General features: G+C 59.3%; 19 protein-coding genes and 2 pseudogenes. 6 read left to right on the forward strand and 15 right to left on the reverse strand.

The annotated features are described in order from the left end of the window. The 3 genes and pseudogenes from NHF53_RS22320 to NHF53_RS22330 form a co-directional block, all read right to left on the reverse strand. Positions 1–93, reverse strand: a pseudogene (locus NHF53_RS22320) (DNA polymerase III subunit alpha); the annotation flags it as partial. Then, positions 93–1607, reverse strand: a complete 1515-nt coding sequence (locus tag NHF53_RS22325) for a DNA polymerase Y family protein (RefSeq protein WP_252836163.1) — start codon at positions 1605–1607, stop codon at positions 93–95. The gene NHF53_RS22325 and the pseudogene NHF53_RS22320, both read right to left, overlap by 1 nt. Beyond that, the gene (locus NHF53_RS22330; RefSeq protein ID WP_252836164.1) at positions 1528–2286 is read right to left on the reverse strand and encodes an ImuA family protein; all 759 of its coding nucleotides are present in this window, start codon (positions 2284–2286) and stop codon (positions 1528–1530) included. Before NHF53_RS22330 ends, NHF53_RS22325 begins: the two co-directional genes overlap by 80 nt. Before the next feature lie 257 nt (positions 2287–2543). Between NHF53_RS22330 and dinB the strand changes: the two genes are divergently transcribed. Both dinB and NHF53_RS22340 read left to right on the forward strand, forming a co-directional pair. After that, positions 2544–3635, forward strand: coding sequence for a DNA polymerase IV (gene dinB, locus NHF53_RS22335; RefSeq protein ID WP_252836165.1), 1092 nt, complete (start codon positions 2544–2546; stop codon positions 3633–3635). Positions 3636–3758: 123 nt separating this feature from the next. After that, entirely contained in the window at positions 3759–4172 is a 414-nt protein-coding gene (locus NHF53_RS22340) for a helix-turn-helix domain-containing protein (protein WP_252836166.1), read from the forward strand. Here NHF53_RS22340 and NHF53_RS22345 read toward each other — a convergent pair. From NHF53_RS22345 to NHF53_RS22355, 3 genes are all read right to left on the reverse strand, one after another. Beyond that, positions 4169–4312 carry a hypothetical protein gene (locus tag NHF53_RS22345; RefSeq protein WP_165351066.1) on the reverse strand — a complete coding sequence of 48 codons (144 nt, stop codon included), beginning with the start codon at positions 4310–4312 and terminating at the stop codon, positions 4169–4171. The genes NHF53_RS22340 and NHF53_RS22345 overlap by 4 nt on opposite strands. A gap of 47 nt (positions 4313–4359) precedes the next feature. Next, the gene (locus tag NHF53_RS22350; protein WP_252836167.1) at positions 4360–4992 is read right to left on the reverse strand and encodes an acyl-homoserine-lactone synthase; all 633 of its coding nucleotides are present in this window, start codon (positions 4990–4992) and stop codon (positions 4360–4362) included. 81 nt (positions 4993–5073) lie between these two features. Then, positions 5074–5817, reverse strand: a complete 744-nt coding sequence (locus NHF53_RS22355; RefSeq protein ID WP_256481298.1) for a LuxR family transcriptional regulator — start codon at positions 5815–5817, stop codon at positions 5074–5076. Between the two features lie 481 nt (positions 5818–6298). Between NHF53_RS22355 and NHF53_RS22360 the strand changes: the two genes are divergently transcribed. Continuing rightward, the gene (locus tag NHF53_RS22360) at positions 6299–9562 is read left to right on the forward strand and encodes a site-specific DNA-methyltransferase (protein ID WP_252836169.1); all 3264 of its coding nucleotides are present in this window, start codon (positions 6299–6301) and stop codon (positions 9560–9562) included. Between the two features lie 4 nt (positions 9563–9566). Further along, positions 9567–12359 carry a BPTD_3080 family restriction endonuclease gene (locus NHF53_RS22365; RefSeq protein ID WP_252836170.1) on the forward strand — a complete coding sequence of 931 codons (2793 nt, stop codon included), beginning with the start codon at positions 9567–9569 and terminating at the stop codon, positions 12357–12359. 339 nt (positions 12360–12698) lie between these two features. Here the strand turns inward: NHF53_RS22365 and NHF53_RS22370 are convergent, their stop codons facing one another. The 4 genes from NHF53_RS22370 to NHF53_RS22385 form a co-directional block, all read right to left on the reverse strand. Next, positions 12699–15122, reverse strand: coding sequence for an AAA family ATPase (locus NHF53_RS22370; protein WP_252836171.1), 2424 nt, complete (start codon positions 15120–15122; stop codon positions 12699–12701). Further along, positions 15119–15754 carry a hypothetical protein gene (locus NHF53_RS22375; RefSeq protein WP_252836172.1) on the reverse strand — a complete coding sequence of 212 codons (636 nt, stop codon included), beginning with the start codon at positions 15752–15754 and terminating at the stop codon, positions 15119–15121. Before NHF53_RS22375 ends, NHF53_RS22370 begins: the two co-directional genes overlap by 4 nt. Continuing rightward, positions 15751–17508, reverse strand: coding sequence for an SIR2 family protein (locus NHF53_RS22380; protein WP_252836173.1), 1758 nt, complete (start codon positions 17506–17508; stop codon positions 15751–15753). Before NHF53_RS22380 ends, NHF53_RS22375 begins: the two co-directional genes overlap by 4 nt. A gap of 223 nt (positions 17509–17731) precedes the next feature. Beyond that, entirely contained in the window at positions 17732–18199 is a 468-nt protein-coding gene (locus NHF53_RS22385) for a hypothetical protein (RefSeq protein ID WP_252836174.1), read from the reverse strand. 170 nt (positions 18200–18369) lie between these two features. Here NHF53_RS22385 and NHF53_RS22390 point away from each other — a divergent pair, with 170 nt between their 5' ends. Beyond that, positions 18370–18912: a DUF192 domain-containing protein gene (locus NHF53_RS22390; RefSeq protein WP_252836175.1), complete on the forward strand. Its 543-nt coding sequence runs from the start codon at positions 18370–18372 to the stop codon at positions 18910–18912. A 467-nt stretch (positions 18913–19379) separates the two neighbouring features. On the opposite strand, the gene NHF53_RS22395 is transcribed toward NHF53_RS22390, so the two are convergent. After that, positions 19380–19829, reverse strand: a complete 450-nt coding sequence (locus tag NHF53_RS22395; RefSeq protein ID WP_252836176.1) for a hypothetical protein — start codon at positions 19827–19829, stop codon at positions 19380–19382. A gap of 1603 nt (positions 19830–21432) precedes the next feature. Further along, entirely contained in the window at positions 21433–22110 is a 678-nt protein-coding gene (locus NHF53_RS22400) for a class I SAM-dependent methyltransferase (protein ID WP_252836177.1), read from the reverse strand. 111 nt (positions 22111–22221) lie between these two features. Between NHF53_RS22400 and NHF53_RS22405 the strand changes: the two genes are divergently transcribed. Next, positions 22222–22689, forward strand: coding sequence for an Rrf2 family transcriptional regulator (locus NHF53_RS22405; RefSeq protein ID WP_252836178.1), 468 nt, complete (start codon positions 22222–22224; stop codon positions 22687–22689). A 390-nt stretch (positions 22690–23079) separates the two neighbouring features. Here NHF53_RS22405 and istB read toward each other — a convergent pair whose 3' ends face one another. The 3 genes and pseudogenes from istB to NHF53_RS22420 form a co-directional block, all read right to left on the reverse strand. Continuing rightward, entirely contained in the window at positions 23080–23814 is a 735-nt protein-coding gene (gene istB / locus NHF53_RS22410; protein WP_056816139.1) for an IS21-like element helper ATPase IstB, read from the reverse strand. Positions 23815–23819: 5 nt separating this feature from the next. Next, a pseudogene (gene istA / locus NHF53_RS22415) lies at positions 23820–25313 on the reverse strand (IS21 family transposase); the annotation flags it as partial. Between the two features lie 693 nt (positions 25314–26006). After that, a complete protein-coding gene (locus tag NHF53_RS22420) occupies positions 26007–26381 on the reverse strand; it encodes a hypothetical protein (protein ID WP_252836179.1) in 375 nt (124 codons plus the stop codon). Between the last annotated feature and the right edge of the window lie 150 nt (positions 26382–26531).

Below are 26531 nucleotides of genomic sequence, written 5' to 3' on the forward strand. Positions count from 1 at the left end.
GAGCAGTTTTGCCGTCGTGAACAGCTGCTCGGCCGAGCTCGCGCCCCTGAGGAAAGAAAAATGCGTCGTCACCTGAAGCTCGGCGTAGCGCATCATGCAAAGATCCCATGCAGGAACCAGTCGTGAGACCCGGTTTGCGTATCGACGCCATCACCGGACCGGAAGATCCAGAAGCGCTCGCCTACCTCGTCCTCGACGACGAAATAGTCGCGCACCGCCACCCATTCGGCGCTTCGCTTCCACCACTCGCCGAAGATGCGCTCCGGGCCGTCGGCCCGCTTCACGCGGCGGCGCTTGCCGCGCCAGGTGAACGAGGCCGGCGGATGGTCCGGCAGCAGAGCGATCACCTCGATCGCCTCGGGACGTGCGAGAAGCCGGGCCGGTCTCGGCCACTGCAGCGGCCATGTGGCACCGACCTCGTCCGTCATCGGCGCGATCCGCTGGACGCTGCGTTCGGGCACGTCACTTGCGACCGGCGCGACACGGAAAATCCGCTGGCCGCCACGATTGCCGAGCACATCGATGAGCGGCGTCACGTCCGTCATCTGATCCTCGATCAGGGAAGAGGCCGATTGAACCTCGGGGTGTGGTTCGACGAGGGTGGCGGCAAGGCTGAGCTTCTCGATGCCGAAGCCGGGTTCGATCCTCTCGAAACGATCGCGGAAGAGCTTCATCAGCCAGGCAACATCACGAACCGGCTTTGCGGTGCCGGCCCTGAGCGCCTGCATGGTGTTGTCGACGCGGTGAATGACGAGGTCGGTGCGACGCACGCCGAGTCCGCGCTGTTCGAGCTCGAGGCAAAGCTGGCGCACCAGCCGGCCGACGTACTTCTCGATGGTTTCCGCAGCGCCGATCGGTTCGGCAAAGAGCTTGTGCAGTTCGATCAGGTCCGCCGGCCGGATCGGATCGATGGGCTCCGCGACCCTCCCGAGCATTTGGTCGAGACGGCGCCCGACCTCCGGGCCGAAGCGAAGAGCCAAAGGGGCGCGCGGCGTCGCTTCCAGATCGGCGACAGTGGCAAAGCCGAGGGTGCGGAGTCGGGCAACGGTCTCGACCGGCAATCGTAACGATGACAGCGGCAAGCGCCCTACGACGCTGGCGGTCTCTCCGCGCGGGACGATGACGGTCCCGCGACTTGTGCTCCGGGCCAGCGCATGCGCGGCGCCCCAGGTGTCGGCGATGGCCGCACGGGCCGCAAGGCCTCGCGCGCGGAAACGATTGACGAGGCCGGACAGCATTAGCTCCTCGCCACCCTGAAGGTGATCGGCGCCTTCGGTGTCCATGACGATCCCGTCCGGAGGATCCATGGCAACAACAGGAGAATATTGTGACAAGGCCCATAGCGTCAGACGTTCGAGAGCTGCACGGTCCGCCACCGGATCGGCGTCGATCATCATCAGCCCCTGGACCAGCGCCTGCGCCTTGGCCGCCGGCATGCCGACATGAAGTCCGTGTTGGAGAGCCGCCTTGTCGGCCGCGGCAATCCACCGCTTCGAACCGCTCCTGGCGATTACCGCGAGCGGGGTTTCAACGGGCAGCGAGGGATCGGCGCGTCTCACCCGATCCGTCGCCAGCGTCGGAAGAAAGACAGATACGACCCTGACCATCACATGCACCTAAGACAAATTCCGCGCTCTCTCCTGCCCTCACCCGGATCAGTTCCGCGAGCCATCGCGCCCGCCCGACGCCCGGCACCGGCAACGGTTCGGACGGCAGAACCGAGATCCGCCACCGCGTTGCCGCAGCCGTCGGCGAACCGAAGTCGGAGGCTTCGCTCTGGCGCCGCCAGCGGCGGATCACCAGACCCAATGTGCCCGACTTCTCAGCGGCAAGCTGCAGCCGGCGCGACACCGTCATCGGCAGGCGCACGAGTTCGGCGACGACGGCCCCGAGGCCGCCATAGCGCAGCGCCTCCTCGAAGCTGGCGAGCATCGTCTCTTCCTTGTCGCACTCGACGAAGATGACGCGGTCGGGGTGAAGCCCGACCTGAGCGAGTGCCGGAAAGAAGAGATCGAAGCGCGTGAGGCACCAGACCACCTTGCCGGTGGTTCGAGCAGCGATGCCCCCGACGAAGAGCGCGGCCGCCGCCCCGTCAATTGCACCGTTTCCACCACCCGCCACCTCATGCAGGGCGCCGCAGGCAAGTCCGCCACCCGGCAGGCGCGCATCGATCTCCGGCACGCCGAACGGAAGAACGCTTCGATGGCGCGAGCCCGCCCCCTCCAGGTTGGCGATCTTCTCGCGCAACTCGTCGAGGACAGTGTTCGAGATGGAGGCGGCAGTCATGGTCTTCTTTCGCAGCCCGTTTTCGGCTTGAGAAACTGGCATATGTTCTGTATTTGTTCTTTTGCTGAAAACGAGTCAATGCGCATACGACCCGTCAAAGTTGAGAGGCGATGCCAGGCTGGTGAATCCGCGAAAGGATTCAAACCGATGAACGGATCGGAAATTTTTCTCATGCGATCGCGTTTTGGCGTCAACCGGCGGGAAATGCGGCAAGCATATCCCATATTCGGGTTCATAATGCGGACGGAAGCGGGTCCATGACAGACGAAGAAGGCCAGGGCCGGCCGCGCAAGATCGTTCATATCGACATGGATGCCTTCTACGCATCGGTCGAGCAGCGCGACAATCCCGAGCTGAAGGGTTTGCCGGTCGCCGTCGGCAGTCCTGCCGCCCGCGGCGTGGTGGCAGCGGCAAGCTACGAAGCGCGTAAATTCGGCGTTCACTCGGCGATGCCCTCGGTGACGGCCAGGCGCAAATGCCCCGACCTGATCTTCGTCCCGCCACGCTTCGACGTCTACAAGGCTGTGTCGTCGCAGATCCGCGCAATCTTCGCCGAATACACGGCATTGATCGAACCGTTGTCGCTCGACGAGGCCTATCTCGACGTCACCGAAAACCTGAAGGGCATGGAGATCGCGACCGAGATCGCCGCGGAAATCCGCGCGAGGATCAAGGTCGCGACGGGACTGAACGCGTCAGCGGGAATTTCCTACAACAAGTTCCTGGCCAAGATGGCGAGCGATCTCAACAAGCCGAACGGCCAGGCCGTTATAACACCGAGGAACGGACCGGGCTTCGTAGAGCGGCTTCCGATCAAGAAGTTCCACGGTGTCGGACCGGCGACCGCCGAGAAGATGCATCGGCTCGGCATCGAGACCGGCGCGGATCTCAAGGCACAGACGCTCGCGTTTCTCGTTCAGCATTTCGGGAAGTCGGGACCATATTTCTACGGGATCGCCCGTGGGATCGACAATCGCGAGGTCCGACCGGACCGGGTGCGAAAATCGGTCGGCGCCGAAGACACATTCGCGGAGGACATTCATTCCTTTGAGTTGGCACGAGAAGGACTTCGGCCGTTGATCGAAAAGGTATGGGGTTATTGCGAGGCCAATGAGATTGGCGCCAAGACCGTGACGCTGAAGGTCAAGTTTGCCGATTTCAGCCAGATCACCCGCAGCAGGACCTTTCCTCAAGCACTGCCGGCAATCGCCGATCTTGAAGACGTCGTCGGCATCCTTCTCGCGCCGGTCTTTCCACCGAAGAAGGGAATTCGTCTCCTCGGCGTCACGCTGTCTTCGCTGGAGCAGCGGGCGTTATCGACGGAACCGCAACTGCAGCTGGCGCTCTAGATGCTGTGGCTGCGAGATGGCAGTTGGAACTCCTCGCCGTTGGCGCCTGGGCTGCCGGTATTGATGCAATCATAGTTTGCATCTATGGTGACAATTCAATTCTTTCGGCGACAAGACGGAATGGTGGCAACTCACAAGAAAAGCCCGAATGAGGCTGACGTTCGCGCGGGCTCGCGTCTCAAGAATGCGCGTCGCCTGAGGCGGATGAGTCAGGCCGAACTCGGCGGTCTGCTCGGCGTTACATTCCAGCAGATACAGAAGTACGAGAACGGAAAAAATCGGATCAGCGCCAGCAGAATTGTCGCGGCGGCAAATGCTCTCGGGGTGCCGCCGGACTTCTTTTTCGACGAAACAGAAAGGGCAACGCCGGATATCGCTGACACGTCAGCCGAAATGCGCAAGTTGGTCGACCTGATTGCCGCCGGCGATGCCCTCGAAATGAACAGGCATTTTTCCAATATCAAAAGCCCCGCGCTGCGAAGGGCGGTCGTGTCATTTGTCACCGCGATTGCCACGGCAGCGGATGACCAACCCTAGAGTTCGGTCGGCTGCCCGCGTTCGATATTGGTAAGCTCTTCAAGGACCATGGCCAAAAGGTATATCAGGAACAGATGTCCTCCCTGCCGGGCGGCTTGAACGGTATTCAGTATTTCCTGGCGCGCTTTGGAAATGTCCAAGGATGCCTCCTTTACCGAGGTGGCCATATGTTGCCTCTTGTCCATTTCTATTGCGCCGCCACGGCAGCCAATGGGGGGCCGTCCTTGAGCACCCGCTTGCTGTTTCCGCGCATGGCCTGCAGCATTTGGAGCGTGCGGTGATCGAATTTGGCAACGACAGCCACGACGCTATCTCCGCCGATTTCTCTCGGGATGCCGAGCGGCGTAACCATGAAATTGAGCTGAACCAAGCGCAGGAGCCAAATCGGTTCCATCTCGATAATGATACGGTCGACCCCAGACTCCATTCCCCATTCCACGATGGCAGACAGCAGTGCATTGGCGACCGGACTGAGTGCGCGTCCGCGCTCGCGGTGGGGTTTTGCGACGCAGTAGCGCGTCCACTCCCAAATATCGTCGCCGACCGGCCGCTCGACTTCGCATAGGTCGGCGAGGACGCTGGACAGCAGATGCGGCCTGGTGGTCGGCAGCATCCGTTGATAGCCGACAACCTTGCCGTTCTGCCTGCAAATCATGTGCAGGGCATGTTCGTTGTCGAACTGGTCGATCTCGCGCTGGTCCGCCTGCGCCAGATCACGCCAGCCCTTTTCGTCGACAAAGACATCGTGACGAAGCCGGTATGCCTCATCCATTTCGGTCCGGTAGAGGTGGATGTTTTCGGTGGTGATGATTTCGATCATGACAAGCCCCCAGCAAATTGGAGCAAGTCTGCTGTTTCGGAATGAGGCACAACAGTGGGGAAGTCCCCACCTTGACAGCCGTTAGCTGATCAGTCTCAGACGAAAAGCTTCGGCGACGGCATGCGCGCGGTTCACTGCTCCGAGCTTCATGCGGATATTGTATACGTGCTTGGCGACGGCCTTCTCCGAGATGCCGAAGATGACCCCTATTTCCCAGTCGGTCTTTCCGGCTGCGATCCAGGACAAGGTGTCCCGCTCACGGGCGGTCAGGCGCACCATCGCGCGGAGCTCATTGTTCCTGAGTTCCACCGCTCGTCCGAAGGCAAAGCTCGCGATGAGCGTCATCACTCCTTTCGCTTCCGGGCTGTCGTCTATGTGAGAGCCGGCGAATGAGAACCCCACATGGCGTCCATCGAGAGACAACAACGGAACCGTGCAGCCACTCTGCAACGAGAAGTCCCGGGCACTGTCCATGACGAAGCTCTCGCTCTTGCCGAGGTCCGGTTGGCTCCGCAGCTCGGACCAGGCGAATGTCGGCTGCATGCGGAGGACACGGCGAATCGTGGGGTCCTGGAACAGCAATCCCCTTTGAAAATAGATCGTGGCCCAATCCTCGGGCCAGTCGGAGAGGAGCACGTGGCGCAATTGCTCGCTCGGCAGAGTTCCGGGTTTTGGGATGAAACCCGCCAGAATCTTCTCAACCCCGAACATGGCCGTGGCTCGCTTTACAGCTGCGGTCAGGTCTGCGTGGTTGTTTATCTGCCGAACATCAGACAGAAACGAAAGCGTTCGGTCGAGACCAACGGAAAGCTGCTTCTTAGCCATGCCGACACGTATAACGCGTCAATCAGACACCATCCATATGACAGCCGATGCCGGCATCGGCTCCTCACCGTTTCAAACTCAAATATTGATAGACCGAGAATGGGTCGGTGCCATCGCACCCACCCCGCTCTTCGGGTGGAAGGAGTGTCGTTGAACGTTTCTCCGGGCCCGGAATTGATTGACGGCGAAAAACTTGGCGTGCCTGAAATGACTGATTTGGGGCCGCAACCTGCCAGGCCGTTTGTTGGAGGGCAGAGGGTAAAGCAGACGTTCCGCGTTGACAGGAGCGGTGTCACTTACGTCCCTTAGAGGCCATTTGCGACAACCCTCGATACTGCAGCTTCGCCGAATGGGCCATTCGCATACTCGCTCGCTTTCTGATCTTCGGTCGGGCATGAGGGAATTGAATTTCTAGGTGCAAACGGACAACCGACGCGATAGGTAGTGGAAAACAAGACCGTTTCGTGAGTTCCTGGCCCCCATGTCCGATATTTCGAACCTGATCCTGTCCCTGACACCCGAAGATGGTTCCACCATTGGCAACGGGGCTATGCTGGCGCTGCTGCGCGAGCACATGCCGGACCTTGCCGAAGACGACTACATAGCCGCGCGCGATGCGCTGACCGATGAGGGCGTGCTGGGCCGTGGCAAGGGACGTGGCGGGTCGATCTTCCGTGTCATAGATGAACCGGACGATGAGGATGGCGTCCTGGACGAGGATGAGGGCGACGAGGACGATGGGTTCGAACTGACCCACACCGAAGAGGCTGCGCCACGGAAGACGCTGGCCAAGGCCGGGAAAATGGCCGCGCGCAGGCCGGACGGGCCGGTGCAGGTCCTCTCCTACCGCCACGGCGAGACGCGGGTGAATAACCCCGAGGTCGGGATGGTCCATGCCGGCACCGATCCGGATGGCGAGAAGACGGTCTGGGCATATGACCCGCATCTGGACCCAGTGCTGAACTTCGACTCTGCGCGGGCCGGGATCGAACGGCTCATCGACGATGCGCTGGCCAGCGACGATCCGGAGCGGATGCGGGACGCGCTGCAGGAACTGAAGCGGCTGCAGGCGCCCTATCTTAACTGGACAGGCAAGGCTGAACGGACCAGCGTCGAGGTCGATACTGTCTCGCTCCATGTCCATGAACGGGTGGACCCGGCGACGATCCTCGCCAATGCGGCAAAGCGTCTGAAGGGTAAGGACGCGGCGACGCAATGGCGGCAGCCGGACCTGTTCGCGGCGCCGTTCGAGAACCTGCCACTGCGCCAGGCGCTGGATTTCTACCACCACGAAAAGGGCTGGTCGAACCGGTTGGTGGCGGGCGACAGCCTCTTGGTGATGAACTCGCTCCTGACCAAGGAGAGCATGGGCGGCAAGGTGCAGATGATCTACATCGACCCGCCCTACGGCATCAAATACGGGTCGAACTTCCAGCCCTTCACCAACAAGCGCGACGTGAAGGACCGCTCGGATGATGACCTGACCCAGGAACCCGAGATGATCAAGGCGTTCCGGGACACCTGGGAACTCGGCATCCACTCCTACCTCACCTATCTGCGCGACCGGCTGATGCTGGCGCGGGAATTGCTGACCGAGAGTGGGTCGGTTTTCGTGCAGATTGGCGAAGAAAATTGCCATTTGGTCCGAGACGTGCTCGACGAAGTATTTGGCCTTGAGAACTTCGTTTCACAGATCATCTTTACGAAGACATCGAGTGCGACATCGGAAAACCTATCTGGAACCTATGATCTCATTCTTTTCTACGCAAAAGACAAAGCGCACCTGAAATTCCGGCAGCCATACATCGTGAAAGAAGTTGGCGGCGTAGGAGGCTCGGCCTACAGGAAAGTTCGTCTTCCCAATCTTTCTGAGCGCGCAATCACAAAAACAGAACTGAGTGATCCCGCCTCCCTCGATAAGAAGGCAAGGGTATTCAGAATTGACAACCTCACCAGCCAGAGCGCTGGGCGCGACAAGGGTGAGGGGGCTGCGTCGTGGTTTCCGGTAGAGTTTGACGGGGTTGAACTGCTCCCCTCGGAAAAAGTCCGTTGGAAAACTAACGAAGAAGGAATGTTGCGCTTGAAGAAGGCGGGACGTCTTAGCGCCACTTCAACAGGCCTCTACTATGTCCGCTATTTTGATGATTTCCCTGCGTTTGCGGAAGACAACATGTGGGCAGATACCGGCATCGCGGGCTTCGCATCAGAGAAACGCTATGTGGTTGAAACTTCGGAAAAAGTCGTGGAACGATGCATGATTATGGCGACCGATCCCGGCGATCTGGTCCTTGATCCGACCTGCGGCTCTGGCACTACTGCGGCCGTGGCCGAGAAATGGGGGCGGCGTTGGATCACCTGCGACACCTCACGCGTGGCGATCACTCTGGCCAAGCAGCGGTTGATGACCGCCAGCTTCGACTATTACGCGCTCCGCTACCCGCATGAAGGGCTGAAGGGCGGCTTCGATTATGCGTCCGTCCCGCACGTCATGTTGAAGAGCATCGTCACAAACCCTGACATCGACACCATCTGGAACGAAGAACACCCGAAGATCGCGGCGACGCTCGCAGACCTCAACGCCGCGCTGACCGCCGCACCGCCGAAGTCCCTCAAGCCCTCGCACGGCTTGCGTAAGGGCAAACCGGTGGACTTCGCTAAGGGCGACACGCTGCACGAATGGGAGGTGCCTTTCGACTGGCCCGAGGATTGGCCGGAGGCCGCCCGCGCCGCTTTTGAGGCCTTCCACACCGCCCGTCAGGCGATGCAGCGCCGCATGGACCAGAGCATCAGTGACCACGCCGAGCAGGAGACGCTTTACGACAAGCCGCGCATCGACCGCTCCAAGCTGCGCATTTGCGGGCCGTTCTCGGTCGAGGCGGTGCCGGCGCCGACAGTCCTGTCGCTGGACGACAGCCTACCCCCGCAAGAGGCCGACGAGACCGTCGCCCGCTCTGGCGAGACGTCACGCCAGGCGCTGTGGCGCAACGAACTCCTGAAGACCGGCGTGCGCGGCAAGGGCGGCGCCATGCTCCGCTTCGCCGAGTTCGAGACGCTGCCGGGACTGAAGCACATCCACGCCAGCGGATCGCTGGCCGAGACCGGCGAGCGCGTAGTCGTCAGCTTCGGCCCCGAGCACGCGGCTTTGGAGCAGCGGCAGGTGGAACTAGCGCTGACCGAGGCCGAGACCCTGCGCCCGTCGCCGAAATTCATCCTGTTCTGCGCCTTCACCTTCGATCCGGAGGCCGCGAAGGACATCGACGAGGTGAACTGGCCCGGCGTGACGCTGCTCAAGGCGCAGATGAACACCGACCTTTTGACCGAGGATTTGAAGAAGGGCCGCAGCTCCAACCAATCCTTCTGGCTGATGGGCCAGCCCGATGTGGACCTGCGCAGGCGCAAGGACGGGTTGTGGGAGGTTCAGGTCAACGGTTTCGACTATTTCGATCCGCGCAAGGGCGATCTGGTTTCGGGCGGCACCAAGCAGATCGCCATGTGGTCGCTGGACGTGGATTACGACAACCGATCCTTGATGCCGCATCAGGTGTTCTTCCCGATGGCGGATGCGAAGGGTGGCTGGAACCGCCTGCGCAAGACCGTGCGGGCTGAACTGGACGAGGACCTGCTGCAGCAGTTCCACGGCACAGTCTCGCTGCCCTTCGAAGAAGGCGAGAACCGGCGCATCGCGGTAAAGATCGTGGACGACCGCGGGATCGAGTCGCTCAAGATAATGTCGCTGGAGGGATAAGCCCATGTCCCTCATCATCAATTCGCCCTTCGCCTGCCCGGCGCAGCATTGGGTCGAGGCCAAGGGCGGCAAGCTGGAGATCAAATCCGAGCGGCGACCGGCAAGCTACGAGGTCTTCGACGCGCGCAACAACACCAAGCGCACCGAGGTGCTGTACCTGGTGAACACGATCCGTACCCGCGTGGATCAGTGGCGCGAAGACGGCTGGCCTGGCGTGACCATCGTCACCCGCAAACTGCTGGAGCACTGGCACGATCGCGAGGCGCGGCAGCATCCGTTCTATTTCTGTCAGCTTGAGGCCATCGAGACGCTGATCTGGTGGGTCGAGGGCGCCAAGGCCTACAAGCAGGGCATCGCGATCCCCGGCGATGGCGGCGACTGGGAGCGGCTCTGCAACAAGATGGCTACGGGAGCGGGCAAGACCACGGTGATGGCGATGATCATCACCTGGCAAGTGCTGAACGCGCTGACCTATCCTAAGCGGAACAAGGACTTCAGCCGCGCCGTGTTCATCGTGGCGCCGGGCCTGACGGTAAAGGAACGGCTGCAGGTGCTGCTGCCCCGCGTGGGCAGCTATTACGACGAATTCAACCTGTGCCCGTCCGAGGCCCTGCGCCAGAAGCTGAACCAGGCCGAGGTGCTGATCGAGAACTGGCACACGCTGATGCCCCTGAAGGAAGCCGACCGCTCTGTGGTGAAGAAGGGGCGCGAATCCGACGAGGCCTTCACACGGCGCGTGCTGGGCAAGCTGGCGGCGCACAAGGACATCATCGTCATCAACGACGAAGCGCACCACGCCTATCGCAAGCCGCCCGAGGTGAAGATCAGCAAGAAGCATGCCGAGGAGCATGGCATCGACCTCGACGAGGCAACGCGCTGGATCGAGGGGCTCGACCGCATCCACAAGACCCGACGCATCCAGCGCTGCTTCGACCTGTCGGCCACGCCCTTCGCGCCGACGGGTAAGAAGAGCACCGATTCGGCGCTGTTTGATTGGATCATCTCGGATTTCGGCCTGAACGACGCGATCGAGGCCGGACTGGTGAAGACCCCGCGCGTGGTGGTCAGGGACGATGCGGTTCCGGATGCGAAGACGCTGCGCTCGAAACTCTACCACATTTACCGCGACCCGACCGTTTCCGAAGATCTGAACCGCAAGGCCGAAGCGCATGAGGCGCTGCCGAAGCTGGTCCAGGACGCCTATACGCTGCTCGGCGCCGACTGGCGGGAAACCTGGGCGCAATGGCAGGAGGCCGGACATCATTCGCCGCCCGTCATGCTCACGGTCTGCAATCGCACCGAGACCGCTGCCCGCATTGAGACCTATTTCAACAAGGGCGATGCGCACTGGCCCGACTTGCACGCACCGACTCGAACGCTCCGTGTCGATTCCAAGGTTCTGGAGAAGGCGGAGATCGGCGAGACCGCGACCTCCGACAAGGATTACGAGGCCCGGCTGAAAGCGATCATCGATGCGGCAGACATCCCGGAAACGCGCCGCCAGCAGTTCCTCGCCTTGAAGAAGGAGGATCTGCTGCGCGAGATCGTCGACAACGTCGGAAAGCGGGGTGCGGCCGGACAGGATCTGCAGAACGTCATATCGGTTGCGATGCTGTCGGAGGGATGGGACGCCAAGAACGTCACGCACATCATGGGTCTCCGGGCCTTCACCTCGCAGCTGCTCTGCGAACAGGTCGTTGGGCGCGGATTGCGTCGGGTGTCCTATGACACGGACGATAATGGTCTGTTCCTGCCCGAATACGTCAACGTTTTCGGTGTGCCGCTTTCCATTTCGGAGACAGGCGAAGGCGGTGAAGCTCCGCCGCCTCCGAAGCCGACCACCCAGATCGAAGTCCTGCCCGAGCGGGCCCACCTGGAACTTCGCTGGCCGAATGTGCTACGGGTTGAAACGGTCGTGAGACCGCAACTTTCCATGGACTGGAGCAAGGTAACACCGCTCGTGCTCGACCCTGCCAGCACGCCAATCAGCGCGGAATTGGCCCCCGCGCTCGGCGGCGCGACCGACATGGGCAAGGTGACAGCCATCGACCTCGAGAAACTGCCTGACGGCTTTCGTCTGCAACGTCTCGTCTTTCAAGCAGCGCGGAAGGCCTTCGCCGAACTCAGCCACGGTTTTTCGGGTAACCACGAGTATCTCGCGGCGCAGCTGGTCAGGATCGTCGAGGCGTTCCTCAACTCCGACCGCCTCAACATCCCGTCGCTCTTTCACTCCGACCCGCTTCGGCGGCGGATTCTGATCGCACTCAACATCGACCTTGTGGTTCAGCATGTGCTGAGCAACGTGACCGAGCAGAACACGGAACGTCTGACGCCGGTGTTCGACGAGGAAAACCCGATCGGCGCCACCGGCCAGATGCGGACCTGGTACACCACCAAGCCGTGCTTTCCGACCACCAAGTCGCATATCAGCCACCTGGTCGGGGATTCATCCTGGGAAGGACATGCAGCGAACATCTTCGAGAAGCGCGACGACGTCATCGCCTATGCCAAGAACGATCATCTCGGCTTCCAGATCTACTACATGTGGGCCGGTTCACGGCGACGGTATGTTCCGGATTTCCTCGTCCGCCTTGCCAGCGGCACCATTCTGGCGATTGAGATCAAAGGCACCGACAGCCCTCAGAATAAGGCCAAGCGGGGCGCGTTGAACGAGTGGGTGAAGGCGGTAAACGCGGCGGGCGGCTTCGGCGACTGGGCATGGGATGTCGCGTTCAAGCCGGCGGAAATTCTAGACATCGTCATAAGGCACGCAGCCGTTGCCGAGCCCGTGACTTAGTCGAGAGATGGCCGGGCATCAAAATCTGCTGCGGCACTCTGCCTCCGCGCACCGGGCATATTCGGGGGTGAGGAGCGAGGTTCTGCCAGAAGGGTGGGATACGGGCTCGTGAATGGCAGCAATCGCTAGTGGCTGGGGAGCGCAGCCGCAGCGCCGCATATCCGCTTTCCGCCCTATCAGGACCTTGCTGCGGAATTCAACGAATGGCTGCTTAGGGGAGCTTGGTTCAAGATCGGTAACGGCCAACTCGAAGGCGCTTTGCTCACTGGCGGGATTGGGGCCGAAATCTGCCTGTCAGGTTCTGGTGAACTAGGCGCGCTTCCGGCCCTGCGGAGCATCTCAGGCTGCAAACAAAGCTGTCTCTTCCTTGAACGAGAAGCGTTGCGAAACGCATACGCTGTCCCGACGTGGTCCACGCGATAATTCAAGCGTCAGGAGACTGTCGTCGGAAAAGGCCGGACTGAGCTCAAGCTTGAGATATTCGAAGAGCTGGCGGTCGTGGACCGCTATCATTATCTGGCGACCGTGCTCCTTTGAAAGCGTCCTGAGCAAGGCTGCGAAGTGAGCTATGTGAACGTCGTCCATTGATTGAACTGGATCGTCGAGGATGAGCCAGGGAAGTTCATTCGGTACAGACAGGTGCAGGGCAATGAATAGTGTCAGGGCCGCTGTGTTGAGGTTTCCAGCGCTCAGCATTGCGCCCGGTGTGCCACCTGCGTCCCCGCCATCTCGATGTTCTGTGATAAGCCGCGGTTGCAACTTTTGCGTCGACGATTCTGGAATCCGAAAGGCGGGGACGAATGGCTCGCCTGGGGCCAAGCGAACGAACAGATCGCGCCATAGACGATTGAGCCGCTCATTAAACTCTCGCCGGATCATCGATGAGCGAACGCGGTCAACGACGTTTCTAATTTCGTTACCCTGATCTCGTAAAGCTTGAGCACGCGCAAGCGCATGGTCAGCCAGTTCCCACGCTGCGAGGTCTGTTGCAATTTGCGCATCGACGTCTTTGCGTCGCGAAACCATTGATCGAATCGTGGCGATCTTGTCCGCTGCATTGCGTCGAGTTGACAGCCGGAGATCCAGACGGGCTGCCTTGGCATTAAGAAACGTTTCAAGGCGAGTTGCGCCCGCCGCGAATGACTCACCCTGATGTAATGGTGTGTCGCCGACGGAAAGCGCAAATTCGTTCAGGGTCTCTCGCGCTGCGACCAGCGAGATGTTGGTCGTTTCGGCCACACTTGCGATGCGGCGTGCTGCAACATCGAGGGCACGCAAACGGCTGCCTTCACGTATCGCGTCGCCCAAACTCTCAATTTCCGAAATCACTGCCACAATTGAGGCGAGCCGCCGGTCCAGCTCCGCCAAAGTCTCATCGTCGATCCTACGAGTGGCGATTGCCTCGAGCTCACGATCGATCCTTTCGATGCTGACCTGCAGTTCGCTTCGGGTGCGCCCTAGCGTTAGCAATCGCTCTGCCGAAGCAGACAGGGTACGAACCTTCATGTGAACATGCTCCGTGAGTGGAACTTGGCTGATCTCACCAAAGTTTCGATCGCATACCGGGCAGACGTCATCTGAAATGAAGGCCGTTAGTTCCGCCAGCGCTGAGCCAAGGGTACCCGAGTTTGTCGAAAGGCGAGCTACTTCTTCATCGATTGTTTGGCGCTGGCGCTGCGCCACATCGCGTTCATCTTGCGCCGCTGCGTGCCTTGAGATGTCCTTTCGGGCCTGGGACGTACGATCGGAGAGCTGTGATTGCTCGGTCCGCAGCTGGGAAACCACGATGTCAACAACCTCGCCGATATTGGGTGGAAGCGAGACATTGGCCAGCACCTCTTCGACGCGACTGCGCAACGCAATAACTTGCGCGCCATAGGCTTCCTCCCACTGCAAATATGCCTCGCGGGCTTCATCTCCATTGGTCGTTGGAAGCCCAGAATCTGCGGTGTTCTGGGCCGCGTCAATCTCGCGCCTGATTGATGCCAATCTTCGTTGCTGGTCAGTCAGAAGCGAAAAAGCCTCAGAATCTCCACGGTCAGCGATTGCGACCTCTACCTCGGACAGATCTGCCTCAGCGACCGTGTTGGTCAATCCTAGCGACGTACATAGGGCAGTAAGCTCTGAAATGAGCGACTGGACCTGCTGGTCAAAAGACTGGCGACTCTTCTTCTGATCCGACAGCAAGCGATCGAGACGCGATTTCTCGTTTTCCATCGCGAGCCAGCCGTCTACGTTCTTCCGCACGTTTCGCACGTCGACGAAGGGCTTCAGGCCAGCTTCGAGAGCATCCAGTCGATCGAGGCCGAGGAGCTTGCCGACGAATTGCGCGAGCGGCGAACCTGCGTCATTGCCGGCATCCTGATAGATTTGGAGCAACTGACCGAGCAGCGATTGCGGCAGGAAGACGCGTTCCCTGAAAAAGGAGGCGCTTTGTTGCTCGAGAGCGGAATTCGAAATGGCCCCGGTCGGATTCAATAGAGCACCGTAGCTCTGTTCGGCCGTTCCAGTAACCGTCTTGATCAAGACAGTTCCCTCGGTAGCCGTTCGATGCAGCAATTGCCTTTGATAGTCCGGATCAGCACGCTCCAGAGATTGGATCCGTCCTGTCAACGCGAGCTCAACCGCCGACAACAGGCTCGTCTTGCCGGCTCCATTCTCGCCGTGCACAAGGATCACTTTGGCATCGAGTGGAGCGTGGACTTTGCCGCGGATGCTTCGAAAATTACTGACGTCGAGGCTTTTTAGGACAAGATCACTCATGATGGATCCACTCCAGTTTCGACTTGCAGTGCTTGGTTGATGATCAATGCAGCGGCTTCAGTCACCGCCTCTTCGCCAGCGCTCGAAGCTGCGATCAAGGCGTCAACGAGTGTCTTCTGCGTGGTCGGGGGCAGCGCGCGAGCGAGCTGATCCATTGTGGATCCGCCGTCTTGGTGCGCGTCAGATGTGAGCGTTGGAAGCGTCAAGGGAAGAAGCACCCGTATACGATCGTCGAGCCATCGCTCGGCTTTCTCATCCGCCGGATCACCCTCGTCGTTGAGTGCAACGCTCTCGACCTGCAGGACGCGGCACGTCTCCGACAAGATTTCTATTCCCTCCGCGAGGACAGCGCCCGCTAGGATAACCGTAATCACATAACGTGACGCGGTGACGTCGAGAGCGCGGCTAAGCGCTTCTACTCTCTGACGAACCAAGGTGCCGTCGCGATCGCCGAAATCGCCCGTCATCGTATCGACCAGTATGACGAGATCGAGTGCACGACCCCCACGGCCCCTCATCGCGGCAGTGAACCGAAATTCGACGCCCGCAACCTTGAATGGTGTAGAAACATCATCATAACCGCCACGGCGGAGCCGCTTTTGGATTGCATTCACGAGAGGCGAGCCGGTCATAGCATGATCCCCGCGACAAACTCCTGCTGTAGAGTGGGAGCGTCAGCACAGCGCGACAACAGATTGCCCAGGCTCACGTGGGTATCTTGGATGCGACCTGTTCGACCGGGCGCTCCACGAACTCGCCGCGACGTTGCGCCTCCACTAACCATGTGATGCCATGCATCGTCGGCATGAACGATGATCGCGTTGTCGTTTGCAAAGGCGCCCTGGCTCTTGAGCGAGATCGCTTCAGTTGCCGATTTCACCAGGAAGAGCGGGCGGTCAGTTCCTCCGGGCCGTGACGGCCGCGCCGTCATAGCACCCGACGCCAAATCGTTCGACGCCGGCGGATGCAACTCCCAAACCCCCGCTTCACGGCCATGCTGAAGAAGTGACAAGGCCACACCCAGACGCCCAAGCCCCATCGCTTGAGCATTTTGGTCAGCGGCAATGAGATTGGGAGTGAAGCTGCTGAGTGTCTCGTAGGCGTCTGGGTTCACTGGAAGAACCCCACTGCGGTAAATCGACAGCATCCGCGACCAGAGGCCGATCGATCGATTTGTAAAATTTGTGCGATTATGCGCTCCGGGGTCAGGCACAGCAAGTTCGGCAATATCGTTGCGCAACGCCGTCAGCAATGGTGCGAACGCGGCGGCAATCATCCCTTTGCCCATGGGAGCCAGAGCAAGCTCCATGAATCTGGAAAGTTTGCCGGCGACAAGCTTCAGGACAAGGGCAATCAGAACTTTTTCGCCCCATGCCCGCAACAGCGTTGCCTCGTGAACAGCCGCTGGATTGTTGTTGTAAGCCTCGCCGTAGGAGAGTTTCAGCACATCGCGCTGGCCTTGCTGGATCTGGTTTTCGCAAAAAACATGTGCAGGCGCTGCTGGCGCGCACGGCCACGGCCATGCATGTATCGCCCTGGCCCTTGCGAAGAGCGTTTGGAGATTATTGTCTTGGATGGAAAGTCCGAGAACCAAGGTTTTCTGTTCGGTCGCCAATGCGACCACAGCGTTACGCATCGCGGCGAAATCAGCATTTTCAGGCCAACCCATGATCTGGGTGTAACTTCCAGTTAAGAAGCGCCTGAACACTGCAGGCTCACGTTCGGCGTGAACAATGCAGCCGTGAAACTTCAGCAACCGTGCATTGCCGGCAGGCCCACGAAGTTGGTTGGGATCGACGACGACCTGCAGAACGCCAGGCAGGTTGTTACTGAGGCGGGCTACGGCTGCCTCGATGAAACCGTCCCAATTTGCCGACGCAAGAGACCGCACGGCGCCCTCTAGTATAAGGATCGCGATGCACAGATGTTCGGCCGCCGGCGGCGCTGGATGTGAGAAAGCCTGTCGGATGTCGATTGCGTCCCAGAGGATAAAATCAGCAGCAGTTCCGGCGATCCGGATGTCCAGGACACGAGAATACTTATTCCATAGCCGTTCGATGATAGCGGGGCGCTGAGGCCATGTGGCTAGGGGCTGACCGAACTGTGGCTCGACATCAACTGGATTTACCTCAGCAAGCGCTAGCGCTTCCTCAAGCGCCGGCATGTAGTCGTCGGCGGTTGCCGCGTCGATCGCCCTGGTACGAATAAAGTCGAAAGCCCGCTCGATAAGATCTCCAAGCTTCGGCGCCTCTCTTGAGATCCCTGACCCGATCCACAGAGCAAATTCGCCATTTTCGATCGCCGTTGCCACCGCTGCAAACTCGGCTTCGAACTTGGTGAGCACTTCTCTCACTTGGATGTCATTTGCCGTCGGGATAAGCGCCACGCCCCAATTTTTCCTTCTCGCGATCGCGTCGCGTTACCTGATAAGTCGACATTATCCGTCCCCTCATAGTTGTCTAGCGCAAACAGATACGTCGCATGGGTGCTTTTGTATTTTGCGACCTCTACCTGAGGGATACGTCCCAGATGCGGCTTTGAGCTATTGGAGGAGGTCAAGATTTCAAACGGTTCGGGCCGAACGTTTGCCGACGTCTGCCATTGGCGCTTCAAAGCTCTGAGATTTGGCGCCATTCTCGGTAGATGCTACGTCCGCTTTCGGGCACCACCGCCGCAAACCCTATGTCCGACAAAGGGGCGCAAAGCTGCAGGTATGAGCTGGCGCCTAAGTTGAGGTTCGCGCTCGGACAGAAGCCGGACCCCGAAGCCATTGGAGACTTGCGGCGCAGGTTCGATACCGACCAGTTGTCGGTGCTGACGACGGCGACATGATGCCGAGGGTTTGGAATATCGGCCGCCAAAATGAGCGACAGACGCCTCGCGTCGTTGAGAACAACAATGATCGGAAACGGCGACGATGATTGATCGACAAAAATGATGGGGCAAGCTGCCAATGCCTCATTTTGCAGTTTAAAGGATTCGGACCGACGGCCCGGAAGCTTTGTCGGCGTGCTAAAAGCGCACGCCGTTGATTTCACGAAGAAACCGCCATCTGAAGGATCTTGGATGCGAATCAACGAGCGCCGAAAGCTTCAACCATCTTGACCAACAATTGCATAGGCGAAGGCTGGCTCACCGCCGACACCCTCGCCCAGGCACGGTATCGTCGCCTTTTGGGGGAGGCTGCAGACCATCCGATACGATGTTATGTTGCCGAATCCACGTTTGTAGCCGCAGCGATCAACAAATGAAGATTTTGGATTGCGCTCTCAAGATTGTCCTTGCAACAACATCGTTTGTCCTTGGTTATCTGGCCGCGTCCAGCGAGACTTTCGATCCCAGCATAATTGAGGCGACCATCGTCAACACCGAGGGTCCAATACACCGCGTCGCTCTGGAAGTCGCGGCATCACGAAAGCAGCGAACCCTCGGTCTGATGTATCGCAAGCGGCTAACCAACGGATGGGGGATGATCTTCGTATTTCCCGAGCCCCGTGTCGCCAAAATGTGGATGAAGAATACGCCTCTGCCGCTTGACATGCTCTTTGTCGACGACGAGGGCGTCGTTCAAGAAATAAGGCCGCATCTTGCCCCGGATAGCGAGACAGTGGTCATGTCGAGTGAACCTACCAAATATGTGATCGAGTTGAATGACGGAGCTTCAGCCGATCTTGGAATACGAGCGGGCAGCAAAATAGTGGCTTCGAATGTCATTGGCACCGGGCGTCGCGGCGGCGAGGCAGAGACTGAGGAGCCCATGTCGACGCTTGCGTGGAGCGCGCTGCGATGACGAAGGCCGTGGACGATACACTGCGTCACAACCTCAGTCTATGCCGAGCGCGCAGACAATGCGGGGACCAAAACGCCGTTGGACGGCGCCAAATCGCCTTCACCAAGGAAGACAGTCTTCGTGACAACCGGCGCGCGGGGGAGAATGCGATCAAGACCGTGCGGGCCGCGACCGAACTCAAACGCCCATTCAAAACGAACATACAAACGAACGATGAGGCGTGCGACGCCTCGAACAAACAAACGGACATTACATCTTCTATATCCTGCCAACCAAAAACCACGTGACTGCACCGCCACACCCTCAGCGATCGCGACTAGGCAGGAGGACTAATGCTCGGCAGGACGCCGAGATGACTAAGCGATCCGAACCCCGGTACCAGGCTTGGATACTTTCTGGAAACTCACAAACCCATACGGCATGACATGGTTCAAAGGCCAAGCACACGAAACTAATCCCTCTGCATATCAATCTGTATCTACAGTCTCGTCCCCATCATCGTCCAAATCCAGTTCCTCCTCCCCGTCCGGATCGCCAAATTCCCATTCGTCATCGAAATCAGTCATCGTCTCTTCCTCCGTCGCCGCTTTGAAGACATCGGCCCATGTCGTGCCAGCTTTCAGCCAAACATCCTGAGGACGACTGCCGTCATTGGTGCCAATACCCTCGACGCGAATGGCGACATCGACCTTCTTCGCTAGCGGCAGCATTGCCTCATGAGTGATGACCCCGATGGTCTTTGTCCGGCCAAAAGGCCGGGTGTTATTCAATTTGCGTTTGACAGTTTTGAGAGCGTCGAACGCCTTTCGAATATTCGGGCCCTCGGGAAATGTCACATCGATTTCGAAGGGCTGGCGCTCGATCGAAAACATAATTTGACGGCCACCATCCGCGATAACGGCATCGAAGTCATTCATGACCAAGGTCCTTTCCCCACGAGAGCGCCTTATCGCGCAAAGAAGCGATTTGGCCTGCAATTTGCTGCATAGCTCCAGCGTCTCTTCGCTTCTGACGGCGCTCCCTCCTCCTCCGAAAATTTCAGCCATGCTAAGGAACGTGCTGGTCTGCAAAATGTCAGTCTGATGATAGCAGTGGCGAGGGATGAGGGCATACCGTTCCACGGCCAGCAAAAAGTGCCGCGATCCTGGGCTGAACTTCCTTCACTGAACGAATGTTTGGGGTTCCGGCAGCGTTGTCGGGGCAGTTTTCAGCCATTCTGTCTGGATATCCAAGGCTTGCGACTTCCGTTGGAAAAGGAGCGATGGAGAGCTGAGCCGAGCATCTTCACCATACGGGAAGAGGAGGCTACTTAACTACTGGAAAACCGTGGGCGCTCCGCGCCAAGCCGATAATACGGTTTCATCTTGCATGCCACGTCAGCCCATCAGGCCACCATGGCGACCCGAGGTCAGCTCGCATTCCCCATATCGGTCGATCGCCTGCATGATCACCAAACATCGATGCCCGATGGGGAAGTCCGGCACGATTGAAACGCCGAGCTGAAAGGCCGCGTCAGCTGCTAGCCCCGGGTGCAATGCCTTCCGGCTTGGCGAGGCAGAACGGGAGCGGGACAGCCAATCCCAGAAGGATCAGGGAGCTCTACTCAACGCCGAGGATAGCCGAGAAAGCCCTTCGACCAAATTTCATCATCACAGACGAACCGGAAAGGGCCGCCTTGCCCTGGCTGTGGAATTCCGGCTGACGCTTCTCTTGGCTTCATGCATCCTCGGTTCGACACTGTGCTGAAGGAAAACTCCGACACCGCTGCTGCTCAATACACGTAGGCAAGGTGTGCACACTCTTCACTGACCGGAACGTTTGTTGTGGCCTTCGGAACTGGAACACATTGGATTTGATAATTTCATTCTCTGGGATCTCGAAAACTGAAAAGCTAGAAAACTCCGGTGGGCGCGTGCGAAAGCCGGGCAGTAGATAGCTAGCTCTGACAATACAATCCGACCGTCTACTGTAATATTTTGCATCCACCTGCCATGTTCTGACACGTGACCGATCGTATGGCTTGCAGCCTCTAGCGCTCCCTGGATATGGGCAAGCCGATAACCACCGGAGACCCTTCGGCGCAGCCAAGCTTCCCCTTCCTCGATCCATCCCAGTGTTTACATCAGGATCTATCCTGCCAGCCAGCCAGCCAGCCAGCCAGCCAGCCATTTAGGAGCCATGAGATTCAATGCCAAGAATGCGGTTGCACAGCATCATAAGCCGACTTCGCAGGACATACGGGCCCCCGGGCAGTTGCCGGTAAACCAGCTCCGTGCACCTATGAGCTGCTGTCGTTGTGGATCGCCCGGCATGCTGAGATCTATGGCACTCCACCCCTCGAGCGGCTTCGGCCGCGTGATCGCCAACGCCCTGACAGCATCAGCGCGCACCCTTCAGGAGATCGGGAACCTCGCCAAAGGCACGAAAGACATTGGCCCTTTGCTGATAGGGCCCGAAGGCGAAATCGAAGATTTCGGTCACGGCTGATCCCTCCTCATCAGCAGGGCGATACGCGGAGCATCAGGCGGTCATGACCCAGCCGCGAAATGAAAGGGCGGCGTAGAACAGGCTTGGTTGCCGGAAGCCCGCTTCGCGAAAGGACGCTTCTTCCTGATCTTGCGAAAGCAGCGGCAGCCGCTCAGCCATGGCCTTGGCGGACGCTGCGGCATGGCCAGGCGCCGAAGTCGGGCCTGCGGCAAATGTCGCAGACCTCGCCAGCCAGAGATCCGCTTGTCCATCGATCTTGGTGTGATGGGCGGCGACAAAAACGCCGCCCGGTTTGAGACGCCTGCGGATCTCCTGGAGGGTCTCCAGCCGTTCGTGCCATTCGAGGAAGTGCAATGTCAGGAGGCACACCGTCCCATCGAAGGGACCATCAGGTGCATCCACCGCCGTTCCGTGAATAAGATGCGTGCGCTCGACGCAACGCAATGTGGTTTTGCGGGCGATGTCGAGCATGGCAGGCGAGGGATCGACACCGGTAAATCGCCAGTCCGGCCGCATCTCAGCCATGGCCTTGATCTCCAGGCCGCCGCCGGCACCCACGACCAGCACGTCCGCGGCGCCCGGCGCCCGTTCGGCAAGAAGCAGCGTCGTCATTTTGTGAAGGTCTGCGAGCCCTGGCACCTTGCGCGGCGTTTCGTGGACATAGTCGCTCACGGCAGCCGGATCTGAGAATGGATTGGGATTACCGCTCATGACGAACCTTCTTATGTATCAGTTGAAGATGCATAACATGGTTTGGCTTCTTGTATCAAGTGATGCTACATGAACAGCGGCAGGAAGAAGACCGAATGAACCGGGTAAGCAATGAACAAGGATACGAGACTGTCTGACGTGCTGCATGTGCTCTTGCACATGGCGCAGGTGACGGAGCCGCTAACCTCGGAGGTTCTTGCCCGAAGCATGGGCACCAACCCGGCCGTGTTCCGCAGGACGATGGCGGGCTTGCGTCGCGCGGGCCACGTCGTCTCGGGCAAGGGTCATGGCGGGGGCTGGCAACTCGCGCGGCCCCTTGAGGAGATCACGCTACTAGCCATTTATGAAGCGCTGGAGCGGCCGACGCTCTTTGCCATCGGCTCGCGTGGGAGGCATCCCGAATGCAGGATCGAAGGGACCGTCAATGCCGCGCTGGCGGAGACGATGCAGCAAGCGGAAAGCCTGTTGATGGAGCGGTTTGGCCAGGTGACGCTGGATCAATTGATGCCGTCGCGGGCAAAGGCGTTACCGCAGACTTGCGGCAGCGCCTTGCTCGCTGAGCCGAACCATGAGGGCTGAATAGCTTCGTGTCCGCATGGTGTCGCAACCAGGGTCATATGAACGATCATTCGCCTTTTGGATTGGCATATGGACGTCTCCTCCCCACCGCGCCACCTCAAAGCCCGTAAAAGCCGCGCCAGACCGTTCCGCCTCGGAACCGCGAGAAACGTCTTCAAACGAGATCTGCCATTGGCAGAGCAGGAGACCATCCGCGAGCAGCTCATTCGCATGTGCCTGTCCTCCCTGGATATGTCGGGCGGCTAACCCCATATCAATCGGCATCCAAAATTCACCCCATATCGGCGTCCAATCTTGACCCCCTGATGATGTAGATCAGCGCTTGGCCTGCCCGGCGCTGGCCGGGGTTGCAGAGGGTAGGCCAAGTGCGGGTGATGCCGTTCGTCGGCTTTAGCTTTGAGAGCGGTTCTTGAAGCGCCAGGATTCGTTTCCGGTTTCGACGATCTCGCAGTGATGGGTCAGGCGGTCGAGGAGCGCCGTCGTCATCTTGGCGTCGCCGAACACCGTCGGCCATTCTCCGAACGCCAGGTTCGTGGTGACGATGATCGACGTGCGCTCGTAGAGCCTGCTGATCAGATGGAACAGGAGCTGACCGCCTGCCTGGGCAAATGGCAAATAGCCGAGTTCGTCGAGGATGATGAAGTCGAGACGGTTGAGATAGTCGGCCGTCCGCCCTTGCTTGCCGCTGCGCGTTTCCGTCTCTAGCCGATTGACCAGATCGACGACGTTGAAGAAGCGCCCGCGTGTTCCGTTGCGGATCAGCGCGCGAGCAATCGCGATGGCAAGGTGACTCTTTCCGGTTCCCGTGCCGCCGACGAGAACGACATTGCGCTGATCGGCGACGAAGGTGCCGGTAGCCAGCTCCCGCACCAGGGGTTCATTGACGGGCGTATCGGCGAAGTCGAAGTCATCGATGTCCTTTGCGAGCGGCAGCTTGGCGATGCTGAGCTGGTAGCGAATGGAGCGGGCCTGCTTCTCGGCGATCTCCGATTGCAACAGATCGCCAACGATGCGCGGCGGTTCGTGCTGCCGTTTGATGCCGTTGCCCATGACCTCGTCGTAGGCGCTGCGCATTCCATAGAGCTTCAGCGTGCTCATGAGTTCGAGAACCTGTGTGCGTTCCATCAGCTTGCCCTCCTGAGGCTGTCGTAGCGTGCGCAGTCGGCGACCGGTTCATGGGTAAGCCGCAGCGCATCCGGGGTTTGCAGAGTTGCGGCCGGAGCCGGATCACGGCTGCGGGCGAGAATGTTGATGATCACCGAGGCCGAGCAGACGCCGTGATCCAAAGCCTCCTGGCAGGCAGCATCGACGGCCGCCAGGCCGTCGGTGGGAACACAGCCAAGGATAGTGACCATTTGCCGATCACCATCATGGACGCTCTTCAGCCGCCGGCGCACTTTCTCCATCGCTGTGGGTAAGACCCATTCACGGAACGGCGCACCATTGCGCAAAGCACCGGGTTTGCGCGCCAGAACAGGGACATAATGCCAGGGATCGTAAATCGTCTCGCCACGGCCAAAGCAACGAGGATGCTCACCGACGTTCATACCGTCCTGCCTGATGACGATCTTCTCGGCATAGGCGTGAACCTCGACCGGCCGGCCGACCGCAGTTGAGAGGACGGAGTATTTGTTGTTGTCGAAGCGGACAGTACAGGTCTTCGACACCGAGGCCGGGACGCAGTGGAATCCGTCGAACGGCCCGACGTAATGGACGAGGCTGCCGCGCTCCTCCTCGAACATTTGCCAGATCATCCGCTCGGTCTGCTCGGGATGGCGGTGCGCCTTGGCGTAGGCGATGCACTTATCGAGCAGCCACACGTTCAGCTCTTCCAGGCTTTTGACGCGAAGGCGTGGGGTGAAGAAGCGTTCACGCACGAGGCCAACCTGGTTCTCGACCTGTCCCTTCTCCCATCCGGATGCGGGCGTGCAGGCGACGGGGTGAACCAGATAGTGGCTGCACATCTGCAGAAAGCGGCGATTGTATTGCCGCTCCTTTCCAATGAATACGGCTTCGACCGCCGTCTTCATGTTGTCGTAGATGCCGCGTGTGCAGGTGCCACGGAAGAAGGCGAAGGCCTTGTCGTGCGCATCGAACACCATCTCCTGGCTTTCGCGCATATAGGCCCTGACGAACATCATCCGGCTGTGGCAGAGCCGGACGTGAGCGACCTTGACGGTCGTCGTCACGCCGTTGATCAGAATGATCTCGTGGCTCCAGTCGAACTGGTAGGCCTCACCCGGCGCGTAATAGAGCGGCACATAGGCTTCCGCCGTCACGGCTCCACGGTTCTTCGCCCAGGTCTTGGCGTATCGCCGGATCGCGTCATAACTGCCGTCGTAGCCGAGTGCCCGGACCTCCTCGTAAATCCGGATCAGCGTCAGCCGTTCGCGCGATGGCTTGCCCTCGTTGGTCGTCAGGAACCGCTCGATCTCGGCCTTCCACGCTCCGATCCTCGGCAGCGGTTGTCGCTCTCGTTCATAGGTAAAATCGGTCTCGTCGGAACGCAAAATCTTGCGGACCGTGTTGCGCGACACATGCAGTTCCCGGACGATCTTCTTCACCGACCAGCCCTGCACATGGAAGGCCCGTCGAACACGCGCAATCGTATCCACTCGCTTCAACTCCCACTCCATCCGCCGCCAAAAGCCGGATGGTCAGATGAAATCTGAGGGGGGTCAAAATTGGACGCCGATTACCCCGCCAAGGGGGTCAAATTTGCACGCCGAAACACACCAGTGGCCACAGGCGCTTGCACATTCCGAGAGCAACCAGGCGGTGAAGCGCTAGTGATTTTGGGCGTCTGATGCTACATCCTTGGGAAGGCAGCGGTCTTGGTAGACGCATTGCCTTCCCAATACCTTCATTGATGCCGGGGTTATCGCGGAAAAGCAGGCCGAAGGTCTTGATGGGAATCGAACCTAAAACCACCCCCCAAGTTCGACTAACCCACTCGTTTGTTTTGCATTTCTGGAAAATGGCTCGAACGTCGTCCAGATTCGCATCTCAACGACATCAAATAGAGTCTTTCAAGGTTAGATTGTCGGTCGGCGGCGCGCCCTAACTTCGTTTACGCTTCAGCGCAGCCGCGTCGATCGGCTTCAGAGCCTAACGTAGACCGTGCTCTTTCATCTCCTTAGACTTGTAGCGCGGCAGTTTGGTTCGCAATATAATTGCAATTGATTCTTTGGGAAGTTTGGCGGCTCTCTATTTCGATCGCTCGATCACCCACACCCCGGGGACGCATTCCTTGCGGTTAGTCGTGAAGCTCCGCTACGGTTTTGACGACCAAACGACTACTTAACGGAGACGCAGTGTCACAAAACTTCTTGGACAACGATCGCGTTGCTGCTTGGCTCGGACGGTTTGACGATCGAGAACGAACAAATGCTAGATTGCTGCTTTCCCTTCTGAAGCTCGTTTCCGCTGACGAGTTTAGGGACGTAGTGACTGGCCTCCTGGAAAAGCAAGTTGGTGAGGGGGGCGTACCGCTCGCGCTGTTCAACGAAACTGAGCGTGCCAAACGGAAGGGAAAACCGCACCGGCTTTTCAAGGAAACAAGGATCGGGAAGACCCTGCGCGCCGAGGACAATGTTGGCCCACCGCTGGTACCGCGCCAACGTCATGTGGGAGAGCAAGTCGGGAGTGAAGGCATCCTCGCCAATATCCTTACCCAGTTCCAAAAGCTGCATAGTCGTGACGTGGTCTTAAGCCCAGGGGCACAGATTATGCGGGAACGGAAAGTTGGCCTGCTGCCGGTTTTTCGGACACCGAGTTAAGCTAATCCGACCTTGTTTTCAAATTCCATCGGGCTAAGATAGCCCAGTGTCGAATGCCGACGC

This window comes from Ciceribacter sp. RN22, assembly GCF_024054295.1.
Taxonomy (GTDB): domain Bacteria; phylum Pseudomonadota; class Alphaproteobacteria; order Rhizobiales; family Rhizobiaceae; genus Allorhizobium; species Allorhizobium lividum.